Origin of the sequence: Campylobacter concisus (assembly GCF_003048375.1) — a bacterium.
GTDB lineage: Bacteria > Campylobacterota > Campylobacteria > Campylobacterales > Campylobacteraceae > Campylobacter_A > Campylobacter_A concisus_T.
On sequence record NZ_CP021642.1, the window covers coordinates 343,668 to 366,983 of the forward strand.

The 23,316-nt window shown below is 40.9% G+C and carries 20 protein-coding genes and 1 pseudogene; 15 read left to right on the forward strand and 6 right to left on the reverse strand.

From position 1 onward, the window contains the following. The first annotated feature begins 66 nt into the window (after window positions 1-66). On the forward strand, window positions 67-885 hold the full coding sequence (tupA, locus tag CCS77_RS01740) for a tungstate ABC transporter substrate-binding protein TupA (RefSeq protein ID WP_002941321.1): 819 nt from the start codon (window positions 67-69) through the stop codon (window positions 883-885). Here tupA and CCS77_RS01745 read toward each other — a convergent pair. After that, a complete protein-coding gene (locus CCS77_RS01745) occupies window positions 882-1,217 on the reverse strand; it encodes a YolD-like family protein (RefSeq protein ID WP_107916378.1) in 336 nt (111 codons plus the stop codon). The two genes, tupA and CCS77_RS01745, sit on opposite strands and share 4 nt — an antisense overlap. Beyond that, complete coding sequence (locus CCS77_RS01750; RefSeq protein ID WP_107916379.1) at window positions 1,210-2,478, reverse strand: DNA repair protein; 1,269 nt, start codon at window positions 2,476-2,478, stop codon at window positions 1,210-1,212. The genes CCS77_RS01745 and CCS77_RS01750 overlap by 8 nt, the downstream gene beginning before the upstream one ends. Window positions 2,479-2,600: 122 nt before the next feature. On the opposite strand from CCS77_RS01750, the pseudogene CCS77_RS01755 reads away from it, so the two are divergent. Then, window positions 2,601-2,993: pseudogene (locus CCS77_RS01755) on the forward strand (molybdopterin dinucleotide binding domain-containing protein); the annotation flags it as partial. Window positions 2,994-3,024: 31 nt separating this feature from the next. On the opposite strand, the gene aroC reads toward CCS77_RS01755, so the two are convergent. The 4 genes from aroC to CCS77_RS01775 are packed head-to-tail and all read right to left on the reverse strand — an operon-like array spanning window position 3,025 to window position 6,206. Then, window positions 3,025-4,092 (reverse strand): chorismate synthase, encoded by a 1,068-nt coding sequence (aroC, locus tag CCS77_RS01760; RefSeq protein WP_107916380.1) that lies wholly within the window; start codon window positions 4,090-4,092, stop codon window positions 3,025-3,027. A gap of 8 nt (window positions 4,093-4,100) precedes the next feature. After that, window positions 4,101-4,772, reverse strand: a complete 672-nt coding sequence (rnc, locus tag CCS77_RS01765) for a ribonuclease III (protein WP_107916381.1) — start codon at window positions 4,770-4,772, stop codon at window positions 4,101-4,103. After that, window positions 4,769-5,203, reverse strand: a complete 435-nt coding sequence (gene rnhA / locus CCS77_RS01770) for a ribonuclease HI (RefSeq protein ID WP_021084189.1) — start codon at window positions 5,201-5,203, stop codon at window positions 4,769-4,771. Before rnhA ends, rnc begins: the two co-directional genes overlap by 4 nt. After that, on the reverse strand, window positions 5,181-6,206 hold the full coding sequence (locus CCS77_RS01775) for a tetratricopeptide repeat protein (protein WP_107916382.1): 1,026 nt from the start codon (window positions 6,204-6,206) through the stop codon (window positions 5,181-5,183). Before CCS77_RS01775 ends, rnhA begins: the two co-directional genes overlap by 23 nt. A 61-nt stretch (window positions 6,207-6,267) precedes the next feature. Here CCS77_RS01775 and dnaG point away from each other — a divergent pair, with 61 nt between their 5' ends. The 13 genes from dnaG to CCS77_RS01835 all read left to right on the forward strand — a co-directional run bounded on the left by dnaG (window position 6,268) and on the right by CCS77_RS01835 (window position 23,261). Next, window positions 6,268-7,980 (forward strand): DNA primase, encoded by a 1,713-nt coding sequence (gene dnaG, locus CCS77_RS01780; RefSeq protein WP_180996312.1) that lies wholly within the window; start codon window positions 6,268-6,270, stop codon window positions 7,978-7,980. A 98-nt stretch (window positions 7,981-8,078) separates the two neighbouring features. Then, window positions 8,079-9,317 carry a M20 family metallo-hydrolase gene (locus CCS77_RS01785; RefSeq protein ID WP_107916383.1) on the forward strand — a complete coding sequence of 413 codons (1,239 nt, stop codon included), beginning with the start codon at window positions 8,079-8,081 and terminating at the stop codon, window positions 9,315-9,317. 2 nt (window positions 9,318-9,319) lie between these two features. Beyond that, a complete protein-coding gene (locus tag CCS77_RS01790; protein ID WP_107916384.1) occupies window positions 9,320-10,639 on the forward strand; it encodes an amidohydrolase in 1,320 nt (439 codons plus the stop codon). Beyond that, window positions 10,636-11,334: a dipeptidase PepE gene (gene pepE / locus CCS77_RS01795; RefSeq protein WP_107916385.1), complete on the forward strand. Its 699-nt coding sequence runs from the start codon at window positions 10,636-10,638 to the stop codon at window positions 11,332-11,334. Before CCS77_RS01790 ends, pepE begins: the two co-directional genes overlap by 4 nt. 14 nt (window positions 11,335-11,348) lie before the next feature. Further along, complete coding sequence (dcuC, locus tag CCS77_RS01800; protein WP_107916386.1) at window positions 11,349-12,659, forward strand: C4-dicarboxylate transporter DcuC; 1,311 nt, start codon at window positions 11,349-11,351, stop codon at window positions 12,657-12,659. A gap of 9 nt (window positions 12,660-12,668) precedes the next feature. After that, window positions 12,669-13,892, forward strand: a complete 1,224-nt coding sequence (gene pepT / locus CCS77_RS01805) for a peptidase T (RefSeq protein WP_107916387.1) — start codon at window positions 12,669-12,671, stop codon at window positions 13,890-13,892. Window positions 13,893-13,951: 59 nt separating this feature from the next. Then, window positions 13,952-14,941, forward strand: a complete 990-nt coding sequence (locus CCS77_RS01810; protein WP_107916388.1) for an argininosuccinate synthase domain-containing protein — start codon at window positions 13,952-13,954, stop codon at window positions 14,939-14,941. Window positions 14,942-15,131: 190 nt separating this feature from the next. Continuing rightward, window positions 15,132-16,895: a retention module-containing protein gene (locus CCS77_RS01815; protein ID WP_107916389.1), complete on the forward strand. Its 1,764-nt coding sequence runs from the start codon at window positions 15,132-15,134 to the stop codon at window positions 16,893-16,895. Between the two features lie 187 nt (window positions 16,896-17,082). Then, complete coding sequence (locus tag CCS77_RS01820; RefSeq protein ID WP_107916390.1) at window positions 17,083-19,245, forward strand: retention module-containing protein; 2,163 nt, start codon at window positions 17,083-17,085, stop codon at window positions 19,243-19,245. A 207-nt stretch (window positions 19,246-19,452) separates the two neighbouring features. Further along, window positions 19,453-20,130 carry an ABC transporter substrate-binding protein gene (locus CCS77_RS01825; protein ID WP_343287515.1) on the forward strand — a complete coding sequence of 226 codons (678 nt, stop codon included), beginning with the start codon at window positions 19,453-19,455 and terminating at the stop codon, window positions 20,128-20,130. Then, window positions 20,117-20,362, forward strand: coding sequence for an ABC transporter substrate-binding protein (locus tag CCS77_RS10765; protein ID WP_343287516.1), 246 nt, complete (start codon window positions 20,117-20,119; stop codon window positions 20,360-20,362). Before CCS77_RS01825 ends, CCS77_RS10765 begins: the two co-directional genes overlap by 14 nt. Window positions 20,363-20,568: 206 nt before the next feature. Continuing rightward, window positions 20,569-20,820, forward strand: a complete 252-nt coding sequence (locus CCS77_RS01830) for a type II toxin-antitoxin system Phd/YefM family antitoxin (protein ID WP_107916391.1) — start codon at window positions 20,569-20,571, stop codon at window positions 20,818-20,820. Window positions 20,821-21,479: 659 nt separating this feature from the next. Next, window positions 21,480-23,261, forward strand: a complete 1,782-nt coding sequence (locus CCS77_RS01835) for a site-specific integrase (protein WP_107916392.1) — start codon at window positions 21,480-21,482, stop codon at window positions 23,259-23,261. The last annotated feature ends 55 nt before the right edge of the window (window positions 23,262-23,316 follow it).

Sequence of the window (23,316 nt, forward strand, 5' to 3'; positions counted from 1 at the left end):
CCTAGCATATTTCTTAAGATTATTTTAAATGTGCTATAATATCACAATTTTTTTTAAAGGAGAAAAATGAAAAAGATTATTTTAGGCTCACTAGCAGCCGCAGTTTTGGCGTTTGGCGCTGACAATGAACTAATCATGGCGACTACAACAAGTACAGATAACACTGGCTTGCTTGATGCGATCTATCCAGCTTATAAAGCAAAAACAGGTGTTGATATAAAATGGACAGCTGTTGGTACAGGTGCTGCACTAAAGCTTGGCGAAGACTGCAACGCTGACATACTTTTTGTTCACTCACCAAAAGTTGAGAAAGAATTTGTAGAAAAAGGTTTTGGCTTAAAAAGAAATGCCGTAATGTATAACGATTTCGTCGTTATCGCTGATAAATCAATCGCTGATAAATTTAAAGGTAAAGATATAAAACAAAGCTTTGAGCTCATCAAAAAAGATGGTATCAAATTCTTCTCACGTGGCGATAAATCAGGCACAGATAATAAAGAAAAAGGCATCTGGAAAAAGATCGCTGGCGAAGTCCCTGAAAAAGATAGCTGGTATATGCAAACAGGTCAAGGCATGCTAGCTACGATAAATGCTGCTGCTGAGCAAAAAGGCGTTACATTTACTGATCGCGGTACTTATATCAAATATGAAGCAAACCAAAAAGGTCATCCTGAGATGGTCATCATCAACGAGGGCGACAACGACCTTAAAAACTTCTACTCTCTAATCGCAGTAAATCCAAAACACTGCCCTAAAACTGACATCGAGAATGCAGAGAAATTTATAAAATGGGCGACAAGCGAAGAGGGTCAGAAATTTATAGGCGACTTCAAACTTCTTGATAAGCCACTTTTCACTCCAGACGCAAACACACGCAAAAACTAATTCAAAGGGCGAGCAATCGCCCATCTTCTAACTATCTCCACCTCGTTTATATCCTCAAATTTGATCTTAGTTTTTACGATCATGAGGGTTTTATCTTTGAAATTTACATCTGAGACTAGGCCGCTAGTTTTTACGTAAGTAAAGCCGTCGTGGTAGCTCACACGCACTTCGTCAGCTATCTTTATCTCGCTTATCTTTTTTAAAATTTCATCGACCTTGCTCTCATCAAGCTCTAGTTTTTCGCATTTTTCTCGCTCTTTTTGACGCAAGGCTCGCTCTAATGTAGAAAGAGGATTAAACGAGCTAAAAATTTTCGCCCTATCTTTACTCACCGCTCTTGTGCCCTCCGATCTTTTTGTTTCTATCTTGCCCAGTCGCCTCTGGCAGCAGGTCGATCGCGCGCAGGATCGAGTTTTTACCAAATTTCTCTTTTATCAAATTTAGCGATTTTAACACCGCTTTTTCTTTAGCGTCATCTTCAAATAGGCTAAACTCAACCAAATTTTCTTTTACCACATCGTTTGCAGATATGCCTATTTGCCTGATTAGCCCAACGTTTTTTATCTTGTTTAAAAGTAGCTCCTCAGCCGCGCTCATCAGCACGCTTGAGATATTTGTTGGCGTTTTAAACCTTACGCTTGCACGTTGCTGCGGCTCGAGCTTATCGGCAAATCTCACATTTATCGTTAGCCCACTCGCTCTTACATCTTTGTTTATCATCCTAAGCGCGAGCCTGTCAGCCATCTCTTTTAGCACGATCACCGCCTCACAGCGCTCGTAGTCTCTTGGCAAAATTTCTGAGCTAAAGTAGGACTTCGTGCTTGGTTTATACGCCTTTATCTCAGCTATCGTCGTTGGCTCTATGCCGTTTGCGTGATCTATCGTGATATAGGCATCGACGCCAAAAATTTTTTCAAGCAGGCTTTTTGGTGCATTTGCGATATCTTTCATACAAAAAATGCCGCATTTTTCGAGCTTTAGCCTAGTTTGCTTTCCGATACGCCAAAAGTCACTTAGCGGCTGATGCGTCCAGAGCTGCTTTTTGTAAAGCTCTTCGTCAAGATAGGCGATGCCGTCATCTTGGTGCTTTGCTAGTATATCAAGCGCGATCTTTGCGAGGTATAAATTTGTCCCCATGCCACAAGTCGCCGTCACACCAGTCGTTTTTAGTATCTCATCCATCATCATCTTCGCCATCTCTTTTGCGCCAAGAGCGTAAAATTTCAAGTAAGAAGTGAGGTCTATGAAGCACTCATCGATCGAATAGACGTAGATGTCCTCTTTGGAGACATATTTTAGATAAATTTCATAGATCCTTGCGGCGTAGTCGATGTAAAACTGCATCCTAGGCGGCGCGATGATAAATTTGACATCTCTTGGTATCTCAAAGAGCCTGCAGCGGTTTTTCACCCCTTTTGCACGAAGCGCAGGGCTAACAGCTAAGCAGATGCCGCCACTGCCACGACTAGCGTCAGCCACGACTAGATCAGCCTTAAATGGATCAAGCCCGCGCTCGACGCACTCAACCGAGGCATAAAAGGACTTTAGGTCGATAACGGCGTAAATTTTGCTCTTTGGAATTTTATTTTTCATGAGAGGATTATAGATGAAATTTGGTAAAAGTTAGTTTGCAAATTTTGTTTGAAATGGCTTAAAATTTTAATAAAAATCTTTTAGAAAAAAGGCTAAATTTGAGTGTAAAGAGCACGCGATAAAGATACCGCCTCCACTCACAGCTAAATAACTCAATAATCAGAAACTACGCTGAAGTATGCGCAAGAGAGCCAATGCTCATAAACGTAAATGACGCCAAAGCAAAAGGCATAGCAACTGGCGACGTGGTGAGAGTATTTAACGACAGGGGCGAAATTTTGGTTGGGGCGCTAGTCACCGACATCATCCCAGAGCATGTCATCGCCATCTGCGAGGGTGCGTGGTACGATCCTGAAGTGCTAGGCGAAAAGAGCCTTTGTAAACACGGCTGCGTCAATGTCCTAACTCGTGACAAGGGCACATCTAGCATCGCTCAAAGCAACTGCGGACACGGGGTCTTAGCAAATTTAGAAAAATTTAAAGGCGAGATCAAGTTGGTCGCTGTAAATTTCTAAATTTAGCCCTCGCTTGGGGGCTAAGTCAAATTTAGCCGTAAATTTTCTTTAAATTTTCAAGCTTCGTGCTTGCATTTAGTAGGAGCATATCAGCAAGAACTAGCCTTATCATCGCGGTTGCGACGACGCTGCCACGTATGCCTATGCAAGGATCATGCCTGCCTCTTAGCTCAAAATCCACCGCCTCGCCAGCTAAATTTAGCGTCTTTTGCTCTTTAAATATCGAAGGCGTTGGCTTAAAATGGCTCTTTAGCACGATTTCAGCCCCGCTACTTATGCCTCCAAGTATGCCACCAGCGTTGTTGCTCAAAAAGCCAAGCTCGTCCATCTCGTCGTTGTTTGCTGAGCCAAGCATAGAGCTTACATTTACGCCAGCGCCGATCTCTACGGCTTTTACTCCGTTTATGCCCATTAAGGCCGCCGCTAGAGCGCTATCAAGCCTATCATAAAGTGGCTCGCCAAGACCAGCTGGCACGCCTCTAGCCACGCTTAAAACCACAGCTCCAACGCTATCGTGCTCGCTTCTAGCTTTATTTACCGCCTCTTTCATCGCTTCTTCGTTGCCAAGGGTGTAAATTTGCGAATTTTTGGCAAAATCAAAATCAACCTTGTCGCTAATCGCCTTGCCAATGCCAAGCACGCCGCTTAAAACCTCGATCTTAAATTCATTTAAAAGTAGCTGTGCAAATGCCCCACCAGCAACCCTAACTGCTGTCTCTCTAGCACTCGCACGCCCGCCACCTCTGTGATCTCTGATGCCATATTTTTTAAAATATGTAAGATCAGCATGTCCAGGGCGGAAAATTTCACGTAAATTTTCATAGTCATTTGACTTTTGGTTGTTGTTAAAAATGGCAAAACCTATCGGCGCTCCAGTGCTCATGCCATCAAAGACGCCGCTAAAAATTTCTATCTTATCAGCCTCATCTCTTGCCGTTGTGAAGCTACTTTGTCCAGGGCGACGCTTATTAAGCTCGCTTTGGATGAAGTCTGCATCGATCTTTAGCCCAGCAGGTAGGCCATCTATCACGCCGCCGATCGCCACCCCATGGCTCTCGCCAAAGCTAGTTAAGGTTAGTTTTTTGCCAAATGTATTCAAAATTTATCCTATTTTTTGATTTTTTCTAGTGCGATTTTTGCTGCAAGCTGTTGGGCTTGCTTTTTCGAGCTTCCAACGGCACGTGAAATTTCTTTACCATTTAGTAGCAAGGCTATCTCAAATTCTTTCTTATGATCAGGGCCAAAAGAGCCTATGAGCTCGTATGTTGGTATGACGCCAAGGGTCGCTTGAGTGACCTCTTGAAGGGCGGTTTTGTAGTCCTTTTCAAGGTGTGCAAAGTCGATCTGCGGATAACAAAGCTCAAGCAAGGCGATCGAAATTTCTCTAACTTTAAGAAGTCCAGCCTCAAGGTATATTGCACCCATCACCGCTTCAAATGCGTCGCTTAAAATGCTATCTTTCTCGCGGCCGCCGTTGTTTTCTTCAGCTTGGCTAAGCCTTAAAAACTCGCCCATATTTAGCCGCCTAGCCATATTTGCAAAGCTTTTTTCATTGACAAGCGCGGCGCGAAGTTTGCTCATGTCGCCCTCTGCGATCTTGCTAAATTTCTTAAAAAGATACTCAGCCACGAGCAGATCCATCACCGCATCGCCCAAAAACTCGAGCCTCTCGTTATTTAACGCCTGCTTGGTGCTCTTGTGCGTTAGCGCCTCTTCTAAAAGCTCAGATTTTTTAAATTTATAGCCAAGATTACGTTCAAATTCTTCTAAATTTTTCATATCTTATTCTCATCTTTTATTTTTAATGCCTCGTCCCTTGCCATCTGGTCGCACTCCTCATTTTCAGGGTGCCCAGCGTGCCCCTTGACCCAGCTAGCCACGACTTTATGTGGCTTTGAAATCTCTAAATACTCCTGCCAAAGCTCGACATTTTTTACATTTTTAAAATTTCTCTTTTGCCAGTTTGCAAGCCACTCATTTATGCTATTTACCACGTATGAGCTGTCTGTAAAGAGCCTTACCTCGCAGGGCTCTTTTAGCGCTTTTAGCCCCATTATCGCAGCTTTTAGCTCCATTTGGTTATTTGTAGTATATGCCTCGCCGCCACTTGCTTTTTTCTGCGCTTCGTTAAATCTTAAGATATAAGCCCATCCGCCAGCTCCAGGGTTTCCAAGGCATGAGCCGTCACTAAAAAGTGTTACTATCTTCACTTGGTTTTTCTGTGAGGTGGGATAAAATTTTGACGCTTCCTAGCTCGTGGCAGACCGGACAGCGGTAAAAGTGCATAGGAAATGAGTTTTTGCAGTTTTTGCAAACGTAGTTAAAGCTTAGCCCAGCTGCGTCAAATTTAGCGTCCTTTAGCCTTTTTATGGCATTTAGCTCAAAGCCGTAAATTTCACATGGCTCATCTATGTCGCCCTTTGCGTAAAAGAGGGATTTGTATTTTGCATCGTCTAAATTTATAGGCGTTTTTAGGTTATAAAGCAGGTCTAGCACGTCTTCAAATTTGGCAAAATCTTTTAAATTTTCTAAATTTTCATTGTGCCTTATAAAAAGCGCTAAGATCATGCGCTTTAAAAGCTCAAAATTTTGGCTAAGGTGCGAGAGAATTTCTACCTTCTCGCTAAAGCTTAAATTTCTATCATCAAGCGTGCTGATCGCCTTTATATAGGCCTTTTGATCTTTTACATTTGTCCCTAGCTCTTCAAGAGAATTTAGCGCATAAAGCGCTTCTTTGTAGTTTTTAAGTTTCTCATCTATCATCGTTAAAAAGCGCAGTGCGAGGACATTTCTAGGGCTTAGCTCGAGCGCTTTTTCAAAGATTTCACTAGCTTTTTTTAAAAATCCAGCCTTAAAATATACCTCTCCAAGCTCGTTTAGGATAAATTCCTTCTCGTTTTTATCTTTTACCTTTTCAAGTGCGATGAGATAGACGCCGATCGATTTTTCAAAGTCGCCATTTTTAGCAAAGGTCTGACCTAGCATGCTAAGGCTTGGTATATCTACTTCTGGGCTTTTTAGCATCTGCTTGTGCTCGTCGCTTATGCCATCTTTGCTGTCAAATTTCTTTATAAATTTTTCGATACGTTTTTTCTCATCTTTACTTGAAAATATGCCCCAAGCATAGCTTAAAGCAGCAATCATCAAGATGATACTAAATAGAATAATAAGGCTAAATATCGGATCTCTGTGTCCAATGAAAAAAATATCCACGCTAACACTTTGTAATAAAATTTTACTTTAATTATAACAAAGCAGTTGTATAATTTTGCTTATGATAGATCCAAAATCCATTGAAAAATTAAAAAACCAAATAGATATTGTTAGCATCATCGAGCAGTATATCCCTGTTAAAAAGATGGGCTCAAGCTACAAGTGCGTATGTCCATTTCACGACGACAAAAACCCGAGCATGAGCATAAATCAAAACAAGCAGATGTATCACTGCTTTGCCTGCAAGGCTGGCGGAGATGCGGTTAAATTTGTGATGGATTATGAAAAGCTTACCTACCCAGAGGCGATAGAAAAGATCGCTCAAATTTCAAATTTTAGCCTTGAATACACAAACGACAAGGTGCCAACTCAAAAAGAAAATAAGCACATTTTAGAAAAGGTAAATGCCTTTTACAGAAGTGAGTTTTACAAAAACGAAGCAGCCATTAGATATATCAAGTCGCGCGGTATAAATGACGCTATGATCGAGAAATTTGAGCTTGGTTGGGCTGGGGATAGTAAAAGTACCATTAGGCTTTTGCAAAATGAAAACATAGAGCCAAAAGAGGCGCTTGAAGTTGGCATCGTAAAGCAAAATGAGAAGGGAATTTATGCTAGTTTCATAGAGCGCATAACCTTTCCCATCTACTCGCACACGACAAGGCTAGTTGGCTTTGGCGGTAGAACGATCTCAGATCACCCTGCAAAATATGTAAATTCGCCCCAAAGTGCGGTATTTGATAAGTCAAAGCTACTCTATGGCTACCACCTTGCTAGACAAAGTATATTTGAGAAAAATCAGATAATAATAACAGAGGGCTATTTAGACGTCATCATGCTTCACTATGCTGGCTTTACAAATGCTGTTGCGGTTCTTGGCACAGCACTTACTACAAGCCACTTGCCGCTTTTAAAAAGGGGCGAGATAAGCGTAGTGCTTTGCTTTGACGGAGACGGCGCTGGCATAAATGCAGCCATAAAGTCAGCTCACCTGCTAAGCATAAATAAGATAGATACAAAAGTAGTCATCATAAGTAACGGCGCAGATCCTGCTGATATGGTCTTTGCAGGCAAGATAAAGGAGCTTAGTGAGCTCTTTGGCTCAGGCGAGGACGCGGTGAAATTTTATATAGAAAAGATCATGCAAAAGTATGACATAACCCGTTCAATGCAAAGAGATAACTGCCTAAGCGAGATAAAAGCCTATATGGACGAGCTTGGAGAGGAGATAGCAAGCTCGTATGTGACAGAGGTAGCGGCAAGATTTAACCTCACTCCACAAAGCGTGGCAGATAGGTTTGGGCTAAAGCAGAAGCCAAAAAATGAAGCTAAATTTAAAAGAGAATTTAGAAAAAAAGATAAAGATGAATTTAGCAACTCTGTCATGGTGGATGAGGTGCCAGCTGTGATGAATAAAGACCCACTTGAGTTTGCACTTTTTAAAACTATGCTAAATAACCCAAACTACAGAGATGAGATACTCTTAAAGCTTGGAGCTAGATACTTTATAAAGCATCCTGAATACCTAAACGCCATCCTTTATAGATACGACGTGAGCGATGAGCAGATGGTTAGAGAAATTTTAATGGACGAAAATATCCATGAGATCACTGATGCAACCACTTTGCAAAAGGCTATTTTGAATATGCAAATCGCCTTTTACGAGAACGAGCAGCAAATTTTAAAAAGCTCAGACAACCCAAATAAGATAGAAATTTTAGAAAAAATGCTATTTATCATCAAAGATCTCAAGACTCAGCTTTATAAAATTTAAAAACTCACACTTTTTCAGCTTCAAATCATAAAACAAAATGTAAAATGCTTAAAGTAATAAATCTTTTTAAGATTGGCTTTATATTTTAAGGATTTATGATGATAGACGCTAAAAGATTTGAGAGAAATTTTAACGCCATAAGCGAGTTTGGAGCGCTAAAAGGTGGTGGGCTAACAAGGCTAGCCTTTAGCAAAGAGGACCTTGAGGCAAGAAAATTTCTTATAAATTTGATAGAAAAAAATGGCTTTAAACTTAAAATTGACAATGTTGGCAATATCTACGCCATATATGATGATGGCTGCGAGGCGGACGCGAAGCCAGTTTGCGTGGGCTCTCACATAGACAGCGTGCCAAATGGTGGCTTTTATGACGGCACACTTGGCGTCATGGCTGGGCTTGAGGCGCTAACTGCGATAAAAGAGGCTGGCATCAAGCTAAAGCGCCCACTTTGGCTCATAAATTTTAGCTGTGAGGAGTCAAGCCGTTTTAAGACAGCGACTATCGGCAGCAAGATAATAAGCGGCAAACTTGGCGAGCAAAGGCTTCATGAGCTAAAAGATGAAGATGGAATTTCGCTTTTTGAGGCTATGAGTGCGGCTGGGTTTAAGCCACAAAATTTAGATGATGCCATCCTAAAAGAAAACTCCCTACACGCATACTTAGAGCTTCACATAGAGCAAGGTCCAGTTTTAGAGCGAAGCGGTATAAGCGTTGGCGTGGTAAGTGGTATCGCAGCGCCTATTAGATTTGAGATCACTATACGTGGCAAGGCTGATCACAGTGGCGCAACTCCGATGAATATGCGTAGTGACGCCCTGCTTGCCGCCTCACACATCATAATCGCTGCAAATAAATTTGCTAAAAGCAAAAAAACAGCTGTCGCGACCGTTGGCTACGTGCATGCAAAACCAGGCGTTTTAAACGTCGTGCCAGGCGAGGCAAGGCTTGGCGTTGATCTAAGAGATATCGATAAGGCAAGCTTAGAGGAGCTAAATTTAGAGCTTAGAAATTTTGTGGGTGAGCTAAGCCGTGAGCTTAAATTTAGCTACGAGATAAGAGAGCTAAGTAGCGACGAGCCAGTAAAACTAAGCGAACACGCCATAAATTTACTTGAAAATGAAGCCGCAAAGCTTGGCGTAAAAAGCCTCACGTTGCCAAGTGGGGCTGGGCATGATGCGATGAATTTAACAAAACTTGCAAGCAGCGTTGGCATGCTCTTTATCCCTTGCGTGGATGGTATCAGCCACAACACCAAAGAGGCGATAAATTTCAAAGACGCAGTAGCCGCAACTAAAATTTTAACAAACGCACTAATAAGACTTTCAAACGAGGAGTAGCCATGGACAAAATAGCAAAATTAGCACTATCTTTAAAAGAGGATATGATCAAAGATCGCAGATACTTTCACTCGCACCCAGAAACTGGCTGGTTTACATTTTTTACGACCGCGGTTTTGGCAAAAAGGCTTAGCGAGCTAGGATATGAGGTGAAGCTTGGCGAAGAGGTCGTAAAGAGCGATGCAAGGCTTGGAGTTGGTAGCAAAGAGCAGTGCCAAAAGGCGATCGAGCGAGCAAAAAGCCTTTTAAACCCTGACGAAGCAAAATACCTTGAATGCATGAAAGACGGCCTAACTGGCTTAACAGCTTTCATCGACACAAAAAGACCTGGTAAATTTAGTGCATTTAGATTTGACATCGATAGCGTTGATGTGACAGAGAGCGTAGAGGCTGCTCATAGACCTTGTAAAGAGGGCTTTGGCTCAGACATCGCTGGTATCACGCACGCTTGTGGGCACGATGGACACATGGCGATGGGTCTAGCGCTTGCAAAGCTGATCGCTAAAAATTTAGACGATTTTAACGGTAAATTTAAATTTATATTTCAAACTGCAGAAGAGGGCACAAGAGGTGCTGTGGCTATGGAGGCTGCTGGGGTGCTTGACGGGGTTGAGTACCTACTTGGCGGACACATCGGCTTTCAAGCAGAAACAAATGGTGGCATAGTTTGTGGCACAAACAAACTGCTTGCAACTTCTAAATTTGACGTGCATATCACTGGTCGCTCAGCCCACGCAGCAGGAGCGCCGCAGGAGGGAGCAAATGCCCTTTTAGCCGCTGCTCAAATGGCTCTAAATATGCATGGCATCACAAGGCACGCAAAGGGCGTGACTAGGATAAATGTAGGTGTTTTAAGAGCAGGCGAGGGCAGAAACGTCATAGCACCAAATGGCTATCTAGCCTGCGAAACAAGGGGCGAGGATACAAATTTAAATGAGTTTATGTATAAAAAATGCATGGATATCGTAAAAGGTGTGAGTGAAATTTATGGTGTTGAGAGTAAGGTCGTGATGACTGGGGGCACAAGCGGGGCAAATAGCGACAAAGAGGTGACTGAAATTTTCTATGAAGCAGCAAAACAAAGCCCATTTATAGATGATGATAAGATCGTTAAAGAGCTTGACTTTGGCGCTTGCGAGGACTTCGCTCACTTTATGAGAGCTTTGCAAGATAGGGGCGCAAAGAGCGGATATATGATGATCGGTACAAATTTAAAAGCAGGCCATCACAACAGCAAATTTGACTTTGACGAGGAGTGCTTGGTCGCTGGGGTTGATATCTATCTAAGGGCTGCTTACAAACTAAACGGAGCTAAAAAATGAAAAATGCTTTACTAATCAGCGCTTCAAGCTACCAAGATACTGGCTACTTGAGACACTGCAAAAACTGGGTAAAGGACTTTTTGGGTGAGAGTGGCAAGGAGGAGATTTTATTTATCCCTTACGCTGGAGTTAGACGAAGTAATGACGAGTACGAGCAAAAGGTGATCGACCGCCTAAAAAATAAAAATATAAAGTCGATCCACCACTACGAGGATAAAATTTCAGCTATCAAAAATGCTAGCAGTATCGCAGTTGGCGGTGGTAATACCTTTATGCTTCTTTACACGCTTTATAAGCTAAATTTGATTGAGCCTATAAAAGAAGCTGTGGCAAACGGCGCAAAATACTTTGGCTGGTCAGCAGGCGCAAACATCGCTGGCAAGACGATGATGACGACAAATGATATGCCTATCATCATGCCAAAGTCCTTTGATAGCTTAAATATCTTCCCATATCAGATCAATCCGCACTTCATAAGCGGCAAGCTAGCAGGTCATAACGGCGAGAGCAGGGAGGAGAGGCTAGAGGAGTTTTTGATAGCAAATCCAAAAGAGACTATCTATGCTTTGCCTGAGGGCACGGCTTTGCTTATAGAGGGCAACGAGGCTGAGGTCATAGGACATAGTGAAATTTTAAAATTTGAGTATCAAAAAGAGATAGAAAAAATAGAAGTTGGTACTAAATTTAAAATCTAAACAAGGAGAGAGGTATGGAATCATTCAAGCTAATTGCTGCCATTCTTGGCATCGTTGCAGTTGTAGCACTTCTAGTCTTAAAAAAAGAGACAAGAACAGTGCTAATAGGTGTTGGTTTGGTGCTTTGTTTAATCGCGCTAAAACCGATGGGGGCACTAAGTGCTTTTACTGACTATATGACTAAAGCAGGGCTTATAAAAGCTATTTGTGCGAGTATGGGTTTTGCTTTCGTTATGAAATACACAATGTGCGATAAGCACCTTGTTGCGCTTCTTACAAAGCCACTTAAAAACGTGGGATTTATCTTGATCCCTGTAACAACAGTGCTAACTTACTTTATAAATATCGCTATCCCTTCAGCTGCTGGCTGCTCTGCTGCTGTTGGTGCAACGCTTATACCACTTCTAATGGCATCAGGTGTTCGCCCTGCGATGGCTGGTGCGGCTGTTTTTGCAGGCACATTTGGCTCAGTCCTAAGTCCAGGCTCTGCGCACAACATATATGTGGCTGACCTTGTTAAAAAGACAGTTGCAAACTATACAGTTCAAGACATCATAAAAGTGCAAATTCCTAGTGCATTTACAGCTCTTGTTATCGTAGTTGTCATGCTAACTATCGTCGCAATATTATTTAAAGACTATCAAAAAGGTACAAATTTTACTCTTGAAAATGGTGCTGCTAACGAAGAGAGACCAATGTTTAAAGTAAATTTGATCTACGCTCTTATGCCACTTGTCCCACTTGTCATCTTGGTTATCGGCGGAACTAGCCTTGCAAAAGACTACAGCTTTTTGGCATGGACAAAGATGGGCGTTGCTGAGGCGATGATACTTGGTGCTATCATAGCTATCTTTGCTACTCTTACAAACCCACAAAAGATCACAAAAGAGTTCTTTAACGGCATGGGTCATGCTTACGCTGATGTCATCGGTATCATCATCGCAGCTGGCGTTTTTGTCGCTGGCTTAAAGGCGTGCGGAGCTGTTGATGTGGTCATAGCGTGGTTAAAAACTGATCAAAGCTACGTTAAATTTGGCGGAACATTTGTGCCATTTATCATGGGTATAGTTACAGGTTCAGGCGACGCTGCTACATTTGCATTTAACGAAGCTGTCACAACAAACGCTGCTGCTCTTGGCTTTGAGCAAGATAAGCTTGGTATGGCCGCAGCCATCGCTGGCTCACTTGGACGTTCAGCTTCTCCGATCGCTGGTGCTGCTATCGTTTGTGCTGGTATTGCTATGGTTAGCCCAGTCGAGCTTGCAAAAAGAACGTTTTTAGGTATGTTTCTCTCTGTTGTGGCGATCGCATTTTTCGTCATCTAAGGATGAAAGATGGATATCGTAGAGAGATTTATAAACTATACGAAATTTAACACCACGACAAATAAAGAGAATGGATTAAAAGGCATCATGCCTTCTAATCCAACCGAGTACGAGCTGGCTCTTTTTCTAAAAGATGAGCTTAGTTCGCTTGGTATAAAAGATATCATCTTGCAAGATAGTGCTATCTTGATAGCAAAAATTCCTGCAAACTGCGAAAAAGCCCCAAGTATCGCCTTTTTTGCGCACTTGGATACAAGTAGCGAGCAAAAAAACGACACAAAAGCTAAGATAGTAAGATACACAGGTGGCGACATCTGCCTAAACGAAGAGCAGGGCATCTATCTTAAATTTAGCGACAACCCAGAGCTTAAAAAATACGAGGGCGATGATATAGTCGTGACTGACGGCACTAGCTTGCTTGGCGCTGATGATAAGGCGGCGATCGCTAGTATCGTAAATATGGCTAGTTTTTTCATGCAAAATCCTGAGATCAAGCACGGCAAGATCGTGATCTGCTTTGTGCCCGATGAGGAGCAGGGCTTGCTTGGTGCAAAGGCGCTTGATGTAAATTTGCTGGGAGCTGATTTTGGCTATTGCTTAGACTGCTGCGAGATAGGCGAGCTAATATACGAAAACTGGAACGCAGCTGACTGCACGGTGGTCTTTAAAGGCGTTTCGGCTCACCCGATGAACGCAAAGGGCAAGCTTGTAAATTCGCTACTTCTTGCGCATAAATTTATCTCGCTTTTGCCAGGCGGTGAAGTGCCAGAGTGCACCGAGGGCAAAGAGGGCTACTTCTGGGTGAAAGAGCTTAGCGGAAACAGCGCAAAAACGACGCTCAAGATCGACATAAGAGAATTTGACGAGGTGAAATTTCAAAAAAGGCTTGAGTTTTTAAGCGAGATGGCAAATTCTTTTAATAAAATTTATGGAGATCGTTGCGAGATCACGCTAAAAACACGCTATGAAAATGTCTTTAAGTTTTTAAAAGATGAAAACTCACTGCCTATAAAACTAGCAAAAGATGCCTTTAGTGAGCTAAATATCACGCCAAACATAAAGCCGATGCGAGGCGGATATGACGGCGCTGCGATCTCTGCAAAGGGCGTGCCAACGCTAAATTTATTCACAGGTGGAAATAACTTTCACTCTATCTTCGAGTACTTGCCAGTTAGCAGCCTAAAAGCCGCAAGCGAAGTGATCAAAAAAATCATAATTAACGCTGTTAAATAAACTTCATAAAAGCCTAGATTTAGTAAATTTAGGCTTTAAATTTTACTTTCAGGACAAAAATGAAGGCTTTAGCTTTGTTTAGCGGAGGGCTTGATAGCATGCTCTCTATGAAAATAATAAGTGATCAAAACATTGAAGTGGTCGCACTTTATATGGATACTGGATTTGGCGTGGATGAGGAGAAGCACGAAGTTTTAAGGCGCCGTGCAGCCTTGGCTGGAGCTAACCTAAAGGTGGTTGATATGAGAAACGAGTATCTTCGCGACGTGCTTTTTAACCCAAAATACGGCTACGGCAAGCAGTTTAACCCTTGCATCGACTGCCACGGATATATGTTTAAAACCGCTCTTAATATGCTAAAAAGTGAAAATGCAAATTTTATAATCACAGGCGAAGTCGTAGGACAAAGACCGATGAGCCAGCGCAGAGACGCACTTTTTCAGGTTAAGCGCCTAGCTGATGACGAGGACGATCTAGTGCTTCGTCCGATGTGCGCTAAGCTCTTGCCGCCAACTAAGCCAGAGCGCGAGGGCTGGGTCGATAGAGAGAGGCTACTTGATATAAGCGGGCGCGATAGAAAGCCGCAACTTGCTTTGGCGAAGGAATTTGGCTTTGAGGACTTTGCAACGCCTGGAGGTGGCTGTTTGCTAACGATCGAGAGCTTTGCAGTCAAGATAAAAGACTACTTGAAATTTGATAAAGAGATGCGAGATATCGACGTTACGTGGCTAAAACTTGGTAGGCATCTGCGCTTGGTTGATGGAGCTAAAATGATAATAGGACGTGATGAGAGTGATAATAACGCACTTTTGGCCCATCCAAATGATAAATTTGAGCAGGTGAAATTTAAAGAGAGCGACGACATCGTGGGAGCTGTTAGCTTCATAAGCAAAAACGCTAGCCAAGCTGACAAAGAGCTTGCTGCAAGGCTTGCGTTAGCTTATACAAAAGCAAGCAGAGAAGATGAATTTGAAGTTAGCATCGCTAATGAGAAATTTATCATCAAACCTGAAGATAAAAAACTAGCGCAAGAGTTTTTTGTAAAATAAATCCAAATTTGCAAAGGAATTTGATCTAAATTTCTTTGCAATATCTAAAATTTTATAACTATTTCAAACCCCCACAAAATCTAAATTCACAAAATTTCTAGTCATAAATATGTCACACTTGTACTGAAGTACAATGGTTTGATTTTAATAAAACCGCTAAATTTAAGAAAAAATTTAAAAAGGGAGACACATGTCAAAGGAAATAGGCGTAGTAAAAAATGTAACGCAAGGAAGCGTAAAAGCTGTAAGCCCAACAGGCGAAAGCAGAGAATTAAAAGTAGGTGACATAGTATATCAAGGTGAAAAGATAGTCACTGAAACAACTGACGCAAAAGTAGTAATAGCAAAAGCAGATGGAAAAGAGATAAGCCTAATAGGTAAAGACTCAATAAATTTAGACCAAAGCGTTAGTGAAAATTCTCAAACAACAGCTGATATAAATTCACTTCAAAAAGCAATACTTGGTGGTCAAGACCTTAACGCTCTTGAAGAGACTGCAGCTGGTGGAAACCAAGCTGGTGGAAACGCTGGAGGTGATGGAGTAAGTCTTGGTGCTGCTAGCTTTGCACAAGGTGGTCACTACTCAAATATAAGTGCGAATTTCTCTAACCTTTCATCTCAAACAAGCGCAAATGCCCCAGCTGTTTCAAATGTGCGTGGTGGTGCATCTGCTGAGCCATCTGATGGTTTTGTATCAAGCGCAGCAGCTTCTAGTCAGCCTGTTCAGCCTGTGATAGCTCCTGCTAGAGCTTATATCACAGTAGATAGCGGCTCGGCACATAGTAGCGAGGTCTCAGAGAGCGATAGGAGCTATCCTTATATGCAATATAACTTTCATATCGAAAATGCTCCAGCAGGCTCACTTACTACTAATCTAAAGATCGATCTTGGCGGCCAAGCTACTAAGGGTGAAGACTATGAGCATCCTGAGTACTCAATGGACGGAGGCAATACATGGACGGCTGTTGATCCTGATATGGTGCTAAAAAACGTAGTTGTACAAGACGGCGTTATCAAATTTAGAATGAAAGTCATCGACGACTACGGACAACATGCTGGTAATCAAAATGAGGGCACAAAAATGAGCGATGAGGGCACACAAATCCATGCTAACATCACAGAATTTGGTAAATATAGTGAAGAGGCTACTATCTCTATAAGCTCAGACAACGGCCTTATAAGCTCAGACTCTGCATCTAGCAAAATAGTAGAAAACGATGACTTTGTTAAATTTGCTGGCGATGTAGATGCTGAGGGCAAGGAGCTTAACACAGGCATTGGCGATGATACTATCCACGCTAAAGAGGGCGATGTTAAAAACATTAATATCAAGATGGGTGATGGCGATGATCAGGCTATTTTTGAAAACCATACGATCATGAATACTACGATCGATGGCGGAAACGGAAGCGATATCATCAATCTAACAAGCAATGATAAGACGATCGACACAACTGTTTTAGGTGGAAACGGCGACGATGTAATCAAATTTACCACCAAAGACGGAGTATCAACTGGCAATGTTTTTGATGGTGGAGACGGCGTAGATACTTTGGTTATTGGTAGTAGAGATACATTTACAGATACGACTAATACTTATAAAAACTTTGAAAAAGTAGATGTTACGGCTCTTACAGAGGGCGAAGCAATCCAAATATCTGGCAAAGCCGACCTGGCTGCTATTATAGATAGATTTACAAATAACGGCTCACATGAGCTTACTCTTGTAACAGATAGAACGACTGAACCAGGTAAATTTTTTAATGGCGGTGTCTATTTTTGGAGTATTGTTGATGGCAGAAGCCCAAACATTAATGGTGGTAAACCTACTGGTGTCACAACAGAGCAAGATGAACATTTTTACAAGATGAGTTTTGAGCATAATGGCGAAAACTATGTACTAAACGTTCAAAATGAGATACCATATTCATATGCTATAACTGATTATCTTTAATTTTTATTCTGCCACTTCGGTGGCAGTTTTATTTTTATATTTCTAAATTTTTACAACCGCTCCAACCCCCAAAAATTCTAAATTTGCAAAATTCACAGTCATAAATATGTCACAACTGTACCAAAGTACAATGGTTTGATTTTAATAAAACCGCTAAATTTAAGAAAAAATTTAAAAAGGGAGACACATGTCAAAGGAAATAGGCGTAGTAAAAAATGTAACGCAAGGAAGCGTAAAAGCTGTAAGCCCAACAGGCGAAAGCAGAGAATTAAAAGTAGGTGACATAGTATATCAAGGTGAAAAGATAGTCACTGAAACAACTGACGCAAAAGTAGTAATAGCAAAAGCAGATGGAAAAGAGATAAGCCTAATAGGTAAAGACTCAATAAATTTAGACCAAAGCGTTAGTGAAAATTCTCAAACAACAGCTGATATAAATTCACTTCAAAAAGCAATACTTGGTGGTCAAGACCTTAACGCTCTTGAAGAGACTGCAGCTGGTGGAAACCAAGCTGGTGGAAACGCTGGAGGTGATGGAGTAAGTCTTGGTGCTGCTAGCTTTGCACAAGGTGGTCACTACTCAAATATAAGTGCGAATTTTAATGATCTTGGCGACCTAGGTGCTGTATTTGAATCTCCGGTTAGCTCAGTTGGCGGCGGACAGGGTGAAAATTTAGGTGACGGAGCGGCTACTGATAACGTAGTACCACCACAACCATTGCCACAACCACCATTGCCACCACAACCAAACGGAATAATCAAAATCCCACTCTCAGCACACAAAGGCGAGGACCCAGCAGCTGAGCTGATACCGGCATTTACAACAAAGATACCTAGCGGATATAGCGTGCAAAAGCAAGGTGATGGCAGAAGCTACCTAGTGCCTGATGATGGTGTGAATGAATTTACATACAATAATGGCTGGTACGTGAGCAACGACGGCCAGCTAGCTATCGGTCAAGACGAGGCTAAAAAGCTAGCAGTAACGAGCAACGCAAATGAGGGCAACTACCCAGATGATGGCACAGTAGCAAAGATAGTAGCTCCGAATGCACAGCTAAACGTTTTTGGCTCAGATATCAACGACGAAATAGTTGTAGATAATGCGCAGATAAATAATGTTTATGGCGGTGTTGGTGCTGATAAAATTTCAGGCATAAATTCTGCAAAGCTTAGCAACATCTCTGGTGGCTCTGGCGATGATGTGATCGATCTAAACAAAACTACGATCACTGGCATGGTTGTGGGCAACGAAGGCGACGATACTATAAATGTAGATAATGGCTCAAAAGTTGCTAAAAGTGTATATGGAAACGACGGAAAAGACACTATAACGATAGATAATAACTCTGTTGTTAGTAAGAATGTATTTGGTAACGCTGGCGAAGATACGATAGTAGTTCAAGGCGGTGCTAAGGTAGATGGCTGGGTGCTTGGCGATACAAAGACTAAAAATGATATGCATGAAAAACAGGTAAATCCATCTTTAGATATAACAGATAATGGCGCTGGTAATGACACCATAAAAATAAGTGGCGCAGGAACTAGTGTAAAAAATATAGGTGGTGGAAACGGCGATGATACCATCACAGTAGAAAATGGTGCGCGTGTTGTACTTATCCAAGCAGATGAGGGCGACGATACCATAACTGTAACTGGCGCTGGCACATTCACAAGCGCAGTAAACGGCAGAGGTGGCGACGATACTATCTTAGTTAGCGACCAAGCAACGGTTGAAGGAGTAATCGGCAGATGGGGCAATGACAACATAACTGTAACAGGTGCTGGCACTACTGTGACTGAGTATGTAGAGGGCAACGAAGATGCTGATACTATTAGAATTTTAGACGGAGCTACTGTAAATCAATATGTAAGCGGTGGTCGTGGCGAGGCGCCTAGCGTATATGGTGGCGCTCAAGACTCTGATAAAAATACAGTGATCATCAAAAATGCCACAGTAAAAGGCGCCGTAGAAGGTAGCACTCGCGGTGGTGATAGCGAGATCGAAATTTCGGGCTCTACTATAAATGGTAAAGTAGTTGGCTCTAGCGACGGTACAAAAGCTAGCAAACTTAGCATAGAAGATGGCTCTGTGGACTTTAGTAAGGTTGAGAAAATAACAAGCCTTGAGCTTGGCGGAGCTGATAAAAATTTAAATATCACGCTAACTAAAGATGATATCCTTAGAAACAACGAGCTTAAGATAGATGGCGAAAATGGCGATAGAGTAACGCTAGATGGCGGCTTTATAGAAGCTGGCTCGCATGATGGCTACAAAACATACACAGCAAACCACTCAGGCACTACGGTAAGTGTTGAGATAAGAAACGACGTCGTTGTAGATATATAATAAATTTGGTCTAAAAGGGAAACCTTTTGGACCAAAAACTTTTCTCTAAATTTATACTCAAATTTTAAAAATACCAATCAAATTTCATTGCTTTGTCAAATTTTTATTAAATTATAAAAATATATTATGCTTAAATTGCATATTAATGCAATAGTATATATTATTTGCAAGTTAAATATAAAAATATATACTTTAAAAAGGAATAAAATGAGAAAAATTTTTACTGTCCTTGTGGTTCTGCTAACTACCTTGAGCATAAATGCCGCCGAGGTTAGAGAGATCAAAGATATCTCTGGCGATATCGTCAAAGTCCCAGTAAATGTCGAAAAGATCGCCACGCTTTGGTATGCAAATAACCAGATCGTCTTGATGCTAGGTGGGGCTGATAAGATAGTAGCGACGACCGATCTTATCAAAAATAACAAGTGGTTTGCGCATGTATATCCTAGAATTTCGAGCATACCAAATGGCGTAAGTGCCAAGAGTTTGCAGGTTGAAGAGCTAGTTAAACTAAACCCAGATATCGTCATAGCTGCTGATAAAAACAACAAAGAAGAGCTAGCTAAAAACGGCTTTACCGTTCTTTATCCGTCATTTACCAACCACGCAGACATGAAAAAGAGCATATCCATCATGGCCGAAGTCATAGGTGGTGACGCGCCAAAGATAGCCAAGAAATTTAACGACTATTTTGATCAAAACCTTCAAAAAGTACTAAGCAAAACAGATAAGATCGCAACGTCAGATAGACCAAAAGTGCTTCACATAGCAGAAGGTAAAAATTTATTTAAAGTAGATGGCTTAAATAACCATAATCGACGAGTGGATCAGCGTTGCAGGTGGCGTAAATGCGGTGCAAGCAAAGGGCAATATGCTCGAGCTTAACGATGAAGAGATACCAAATTTAAATCCAGACGTGATCATCATAGGCAGAGCCAAAGCACCAGAAATTTTAAAAAAGCTATATGAAGATCAAGTCTATGCTGGCACAAACGCTGTCAAAAACAAAAAAGTCTATGTAAATCCAGCTGGCGTCTTTAGCTGGGATAGATATGGCGCCGAGGGTGCTTTGCAAATTTTATGGGCGGCGAAGACTCTGCATCCTGAGCTTTTTTGAAGATCTGGACATTGTGGCTGAAACAAAGAAATTTTATAAAGAATTTCTGCACTACGACCTAACCGATAAAGAGGCTGACTGCATCTTAAACGGTCTAGACCCAGAGGGTAAATAGAAATTTATGGTGAGTATAGTTACGATGTTAGAGCTTTTAGGTTGTTTTTATAATTTTTAGTATTGTTTTGGGTATTAAATAAAGGACAAAAATGCAAACCATACAAGCAAATTTCACAGCTAGTATAAGCGAGCTAAAAAAGTCTCCAGCTCAAATTTTAAAACAAGCTGGAGATAATGTCGCAGCTATACTAAACCACAATGTCCCTAGTGCATATCTAGTACCTAGTGCTGTCTATGAAAAAATGGCAGAGATAATAGAAGAGTATCATCTAAGTAAAGTAGTAGATGCCGCTCTAGCAAGTGGTGAAAAACCAGTAAAAGTAAGTCTAGATGAGCTATGAGTGTGATTTTTGCCAAGTGTTTTAAAAGAGTGGCAAAAGCTAGACAATAGCATAAAGGTGCAGTTAAAAAAGAAGCTAAGTGGGCGTCTAGAAAACCCAAAGGTTGCCAAGGACAAGCTACTAGGCTATGAAGATGTCTACTTGAGATAAAATTTATTTATCAGTAAAAATAAAAGCAAATTTATAGAAAGCATCTTGTAAAATAAAACAATCCTGAAAAAATGTACCGCTTTTTATAAAAACTGTACCATACTTTTAGGAAATTTTAAAGAAAGGGAAAGAACAAAAGCATCACTGCTAGTGCCTAAAATAGGGTGTTTTGGTGTCACGGGGGAGACTTGAACTCCCGACCTCCGGCTTATGAGGATTTTTTATATGAGCTCACAAAAGCCTGAAATACGCACTTTAGACGATTTTTTACTTAGTCATTACGTAAAACTGTTCCATTTTTGACCGGTTGACTATTAAATATGGGACAACACTTAAGGGAGCGAAACGGTATATATTACTACCGAGCTACACTTGCTCCAAGCATCAGAAAATTTTTTAACGAAAAGCGAGAAATTTGCTTCTCCACATCCACTAATCTCTTGGAAAAAGCCAGAAAAAGGGCTAAAATTCTAGATAATAATCTTTACCTGATAAAAAGGGCGGTTCACATGAATCTTAGTGATAGCATAATCCAATCTTTTGTAAATTCGTTTATGAAAGTGAAGCTTAGTAAGAGTATCAAAGAGCACTCTCTTCTTAACAAGAAGATGGATGTAGAATTTCTAAATGCGCTCAATGACTACTTTAAACAAAGTTTGATAGATGGCGATCTACCTCAAATTTTAATTAAGGATATAAGCAATATCACTAACACTGCTGGCGCTCTTGGTAGTAATGATAAAGAGAACATAGGGCAAACTCTTTTAGAGAAGAATATACTAACACTTAACTATCTTGTATCAAAGCTTGAGAAGAGCAGCGTGCTCTTTGATGATAAGCGTGAGCAATACTTTCTCGAAGATGATTCTAGCGATAACTTAGCCAAACATGCCAAACCTAGTTCGTTTGACGCTAAGGACATAGCTTCATTCCAAGAAAATATAAAAGAGCTTGAAGATAGTGGTTGTTTGCCCATTACGGATGGACAGCTTAAGGCTATGGCTCAGAGGATTAGCGAAACGGTTTATGCCATACTAGATCAAAAGTATGGCTCGACCTCAAATTTAAAGCTAGTAAGAACAAATAATAGCCATAGAAGCATGGAAGATATCATAATGGATCCAAATCCACCAAAAAATATCAAGATAAAATTAGATGAAGATAGTAGCTTTAGTATTTTTAATCCTAGCGCCCAAGTAACACAAGAGTATGAGATTAGAAAAGCATTGCAAGTGGCATCTGGCTCTAGCAATCAATTCTCAGCTTTAAATTTAGAAGATCAAAAGAGCTTAAAAGATGCATTCGAGATATTTGAGACAAACACTAAAAGAGCTGACAAGTGGTCGACAGATACGCAAAGATTAGTTACTGGCGTAAAAAAGCTCTTATTTTTATACTTTAAAGAAGATACGCCAGTGTATAAGATCACAAGAGATAATTTGCTTGAATTTAGAGATCTTCTTTATAAAATTCCAACTAAGCTAGCTCAAAAGAGTAGGTATAAAGATAAAAGTTTATCTCAGATACTTAAGCTAGGAGAAAAGGACGATAAACTCTCTGAGCCTACTATCCAAAAATATATGATAAGGGTTATTCAGTTTTTTAACTACTGCTTTGATAGTGGCTATATAGGTAAAAGCATAACTGCAAAAATGAACGTCAAGATAGACATAGACCCTAGCGAAAGGGCAGTGCTTCCATACGAAGCATCAGAAGCTAGGAAGATCTTTGAGATAGTAACTAGTATCAAACAAAGTGGTAAATCACCAAGTTCAAGGATAGAGGCTAGTGAGCTCTACTACGTCACAATGATAGCTGCTTATAGTGGCATGAGGATAAAAGAGATCACACAACTTCATAAAGAAGATATAGTCTTAAAAGATGGAATTTACTGCTTTAACATCAACACAAATGATGGTAAAACTACCAAGACTAAAAACAGCATTAGGTTTGTGCCCATCCATAGTAAGCTCATAGATCTAGGTTTGTTAGAATATGTTAATAGCAAGAAAAGCGGAAATATATTTAAGGTAAGCAATAAGGACTTCTCTGAAATTTTTAGAAGCCAGATCCAAAGAAAGTTTATAGACAAAGACTCTAAAAAGACCTTCTACTCTTTTAGACACTACTTTATAGACTATCTAGTGCAGCGCGAGGTAGAAGCTAACCTTATAGCTCAGATAGTAGGACATGAAAAGCAGTATAAAATTTTGCTAAACACTTATGCCAAGCCCATTAACGCTAATACACTAAAGGCTAAAGTAGAGATGGTATCGTATGAAAATGAATAGGGGCAAATTTCAAAGCATGAGTTTTAAGACTATCTTTATATCTTATTTAGTATTA

Coding starts and splice junctions, on each gene's coding strand:
- CCS77_RS01785 (WP_107916383.1), top strand. CDS start 8,079: ATGATAGACGCTAAAAGATTTGAGAGAAATTTTAACGCCATAAGCGAG.
- dcuC (WP_107916386.1), top strand. CDS start 11,349: ATGGAATCATTCAAGCTAATTGCTGCCATTCTTGGCATCGTTGCAGTT.
- CCS77_RS01835 (WP_107916392.1), top strand. CDS start 21,480: ATGAATCTTAGTGATAGCATAATCCAATCTTTTGTAAATTCGTTTATG.
- CCS77_RS01815 (WP_107916389.1), top strand. CDS start 15,132: ATGTCAAAGGAAATAGGCGTAGTAAAAAATGTAACGCAAGGAAGCGTA.
- CCS77_RS10765 (WP_343287516.1), top strand. CDS start 20,117: ATGCTCGAGCTTAACGATGAAGAGATACCAAATTTAAATCCAGACGTG.
- pepT (WP_107916387.1), top strand. CDS start 12,669: ATGGATATCGTAGAGAGATTTATAAACTATACGAAATTTAACACCACG.
- tupA (WP_002941321.1), top strand. CDS start 67: ATGAAAAAGATTATTTTAGGCTCACTAGCAGCCGCAGTTTTGGCGTTT.
- pepE (WP_107916385.1), top strand. CDS start 10,636: ATGAAAAATGCTTTACTAATCAGCGCTTCAAGCTACCAAGATACTGGC.
- CCS77_RS01830 (WP_107916391.1), top strand. CDS start 20,569: ATGCAAACCATACAAGCAAATTTCACAGCTAGTATAAGCGAGCTAAAA.
- dnaG (WP_180996312.1), top strand. CDS start 6,268: ATGATAGATCCAAAATCCATTGAAAAATTAAAAAACCAAATAGATATT.
- CCS77_RS01810 (WP_107916388.1), top strand. CDS start 13,952: ATGAAGGCTTTAGCTTTGTTTAGCGGAGGGCTTGATAGCATGCTCTCT.
- rnc (WP_107916381.1), bottom strand. CDS start 4,772: ATGAAAAATTTAGAAGAATTTGAACGTAATCTTGGCTATAAATTTAAA.
- CCS77_RS01820 (WP_107916390.1), top strand. CDS start 17,083: ATGTCAAAGGAAATAGGCGTAGTAAAAAATGTAACGCAAGGAAGCGTA.
- CCS77_RS01825 (WP_343287515.1), top strand. CDS start 19,453: ATGAGAAAAATTTTTACTGTCCTTGTGGTTCTGCTAACTACCTTGAGC.
- CCS77_RS01790 (WP_107916384.1), top strand. CDS start 9,320: ATGGACAAAATAGCAAAATTAGCACTATCTTTAAAAGAGGATATGATC.
- CCS77_RS01750 (WP_107916379.1), bottom strand. CDS start 2,478: ATGAAAAATAAAATTCCAAAGAGCAAAATTTACGCCGTTATCGACCTA.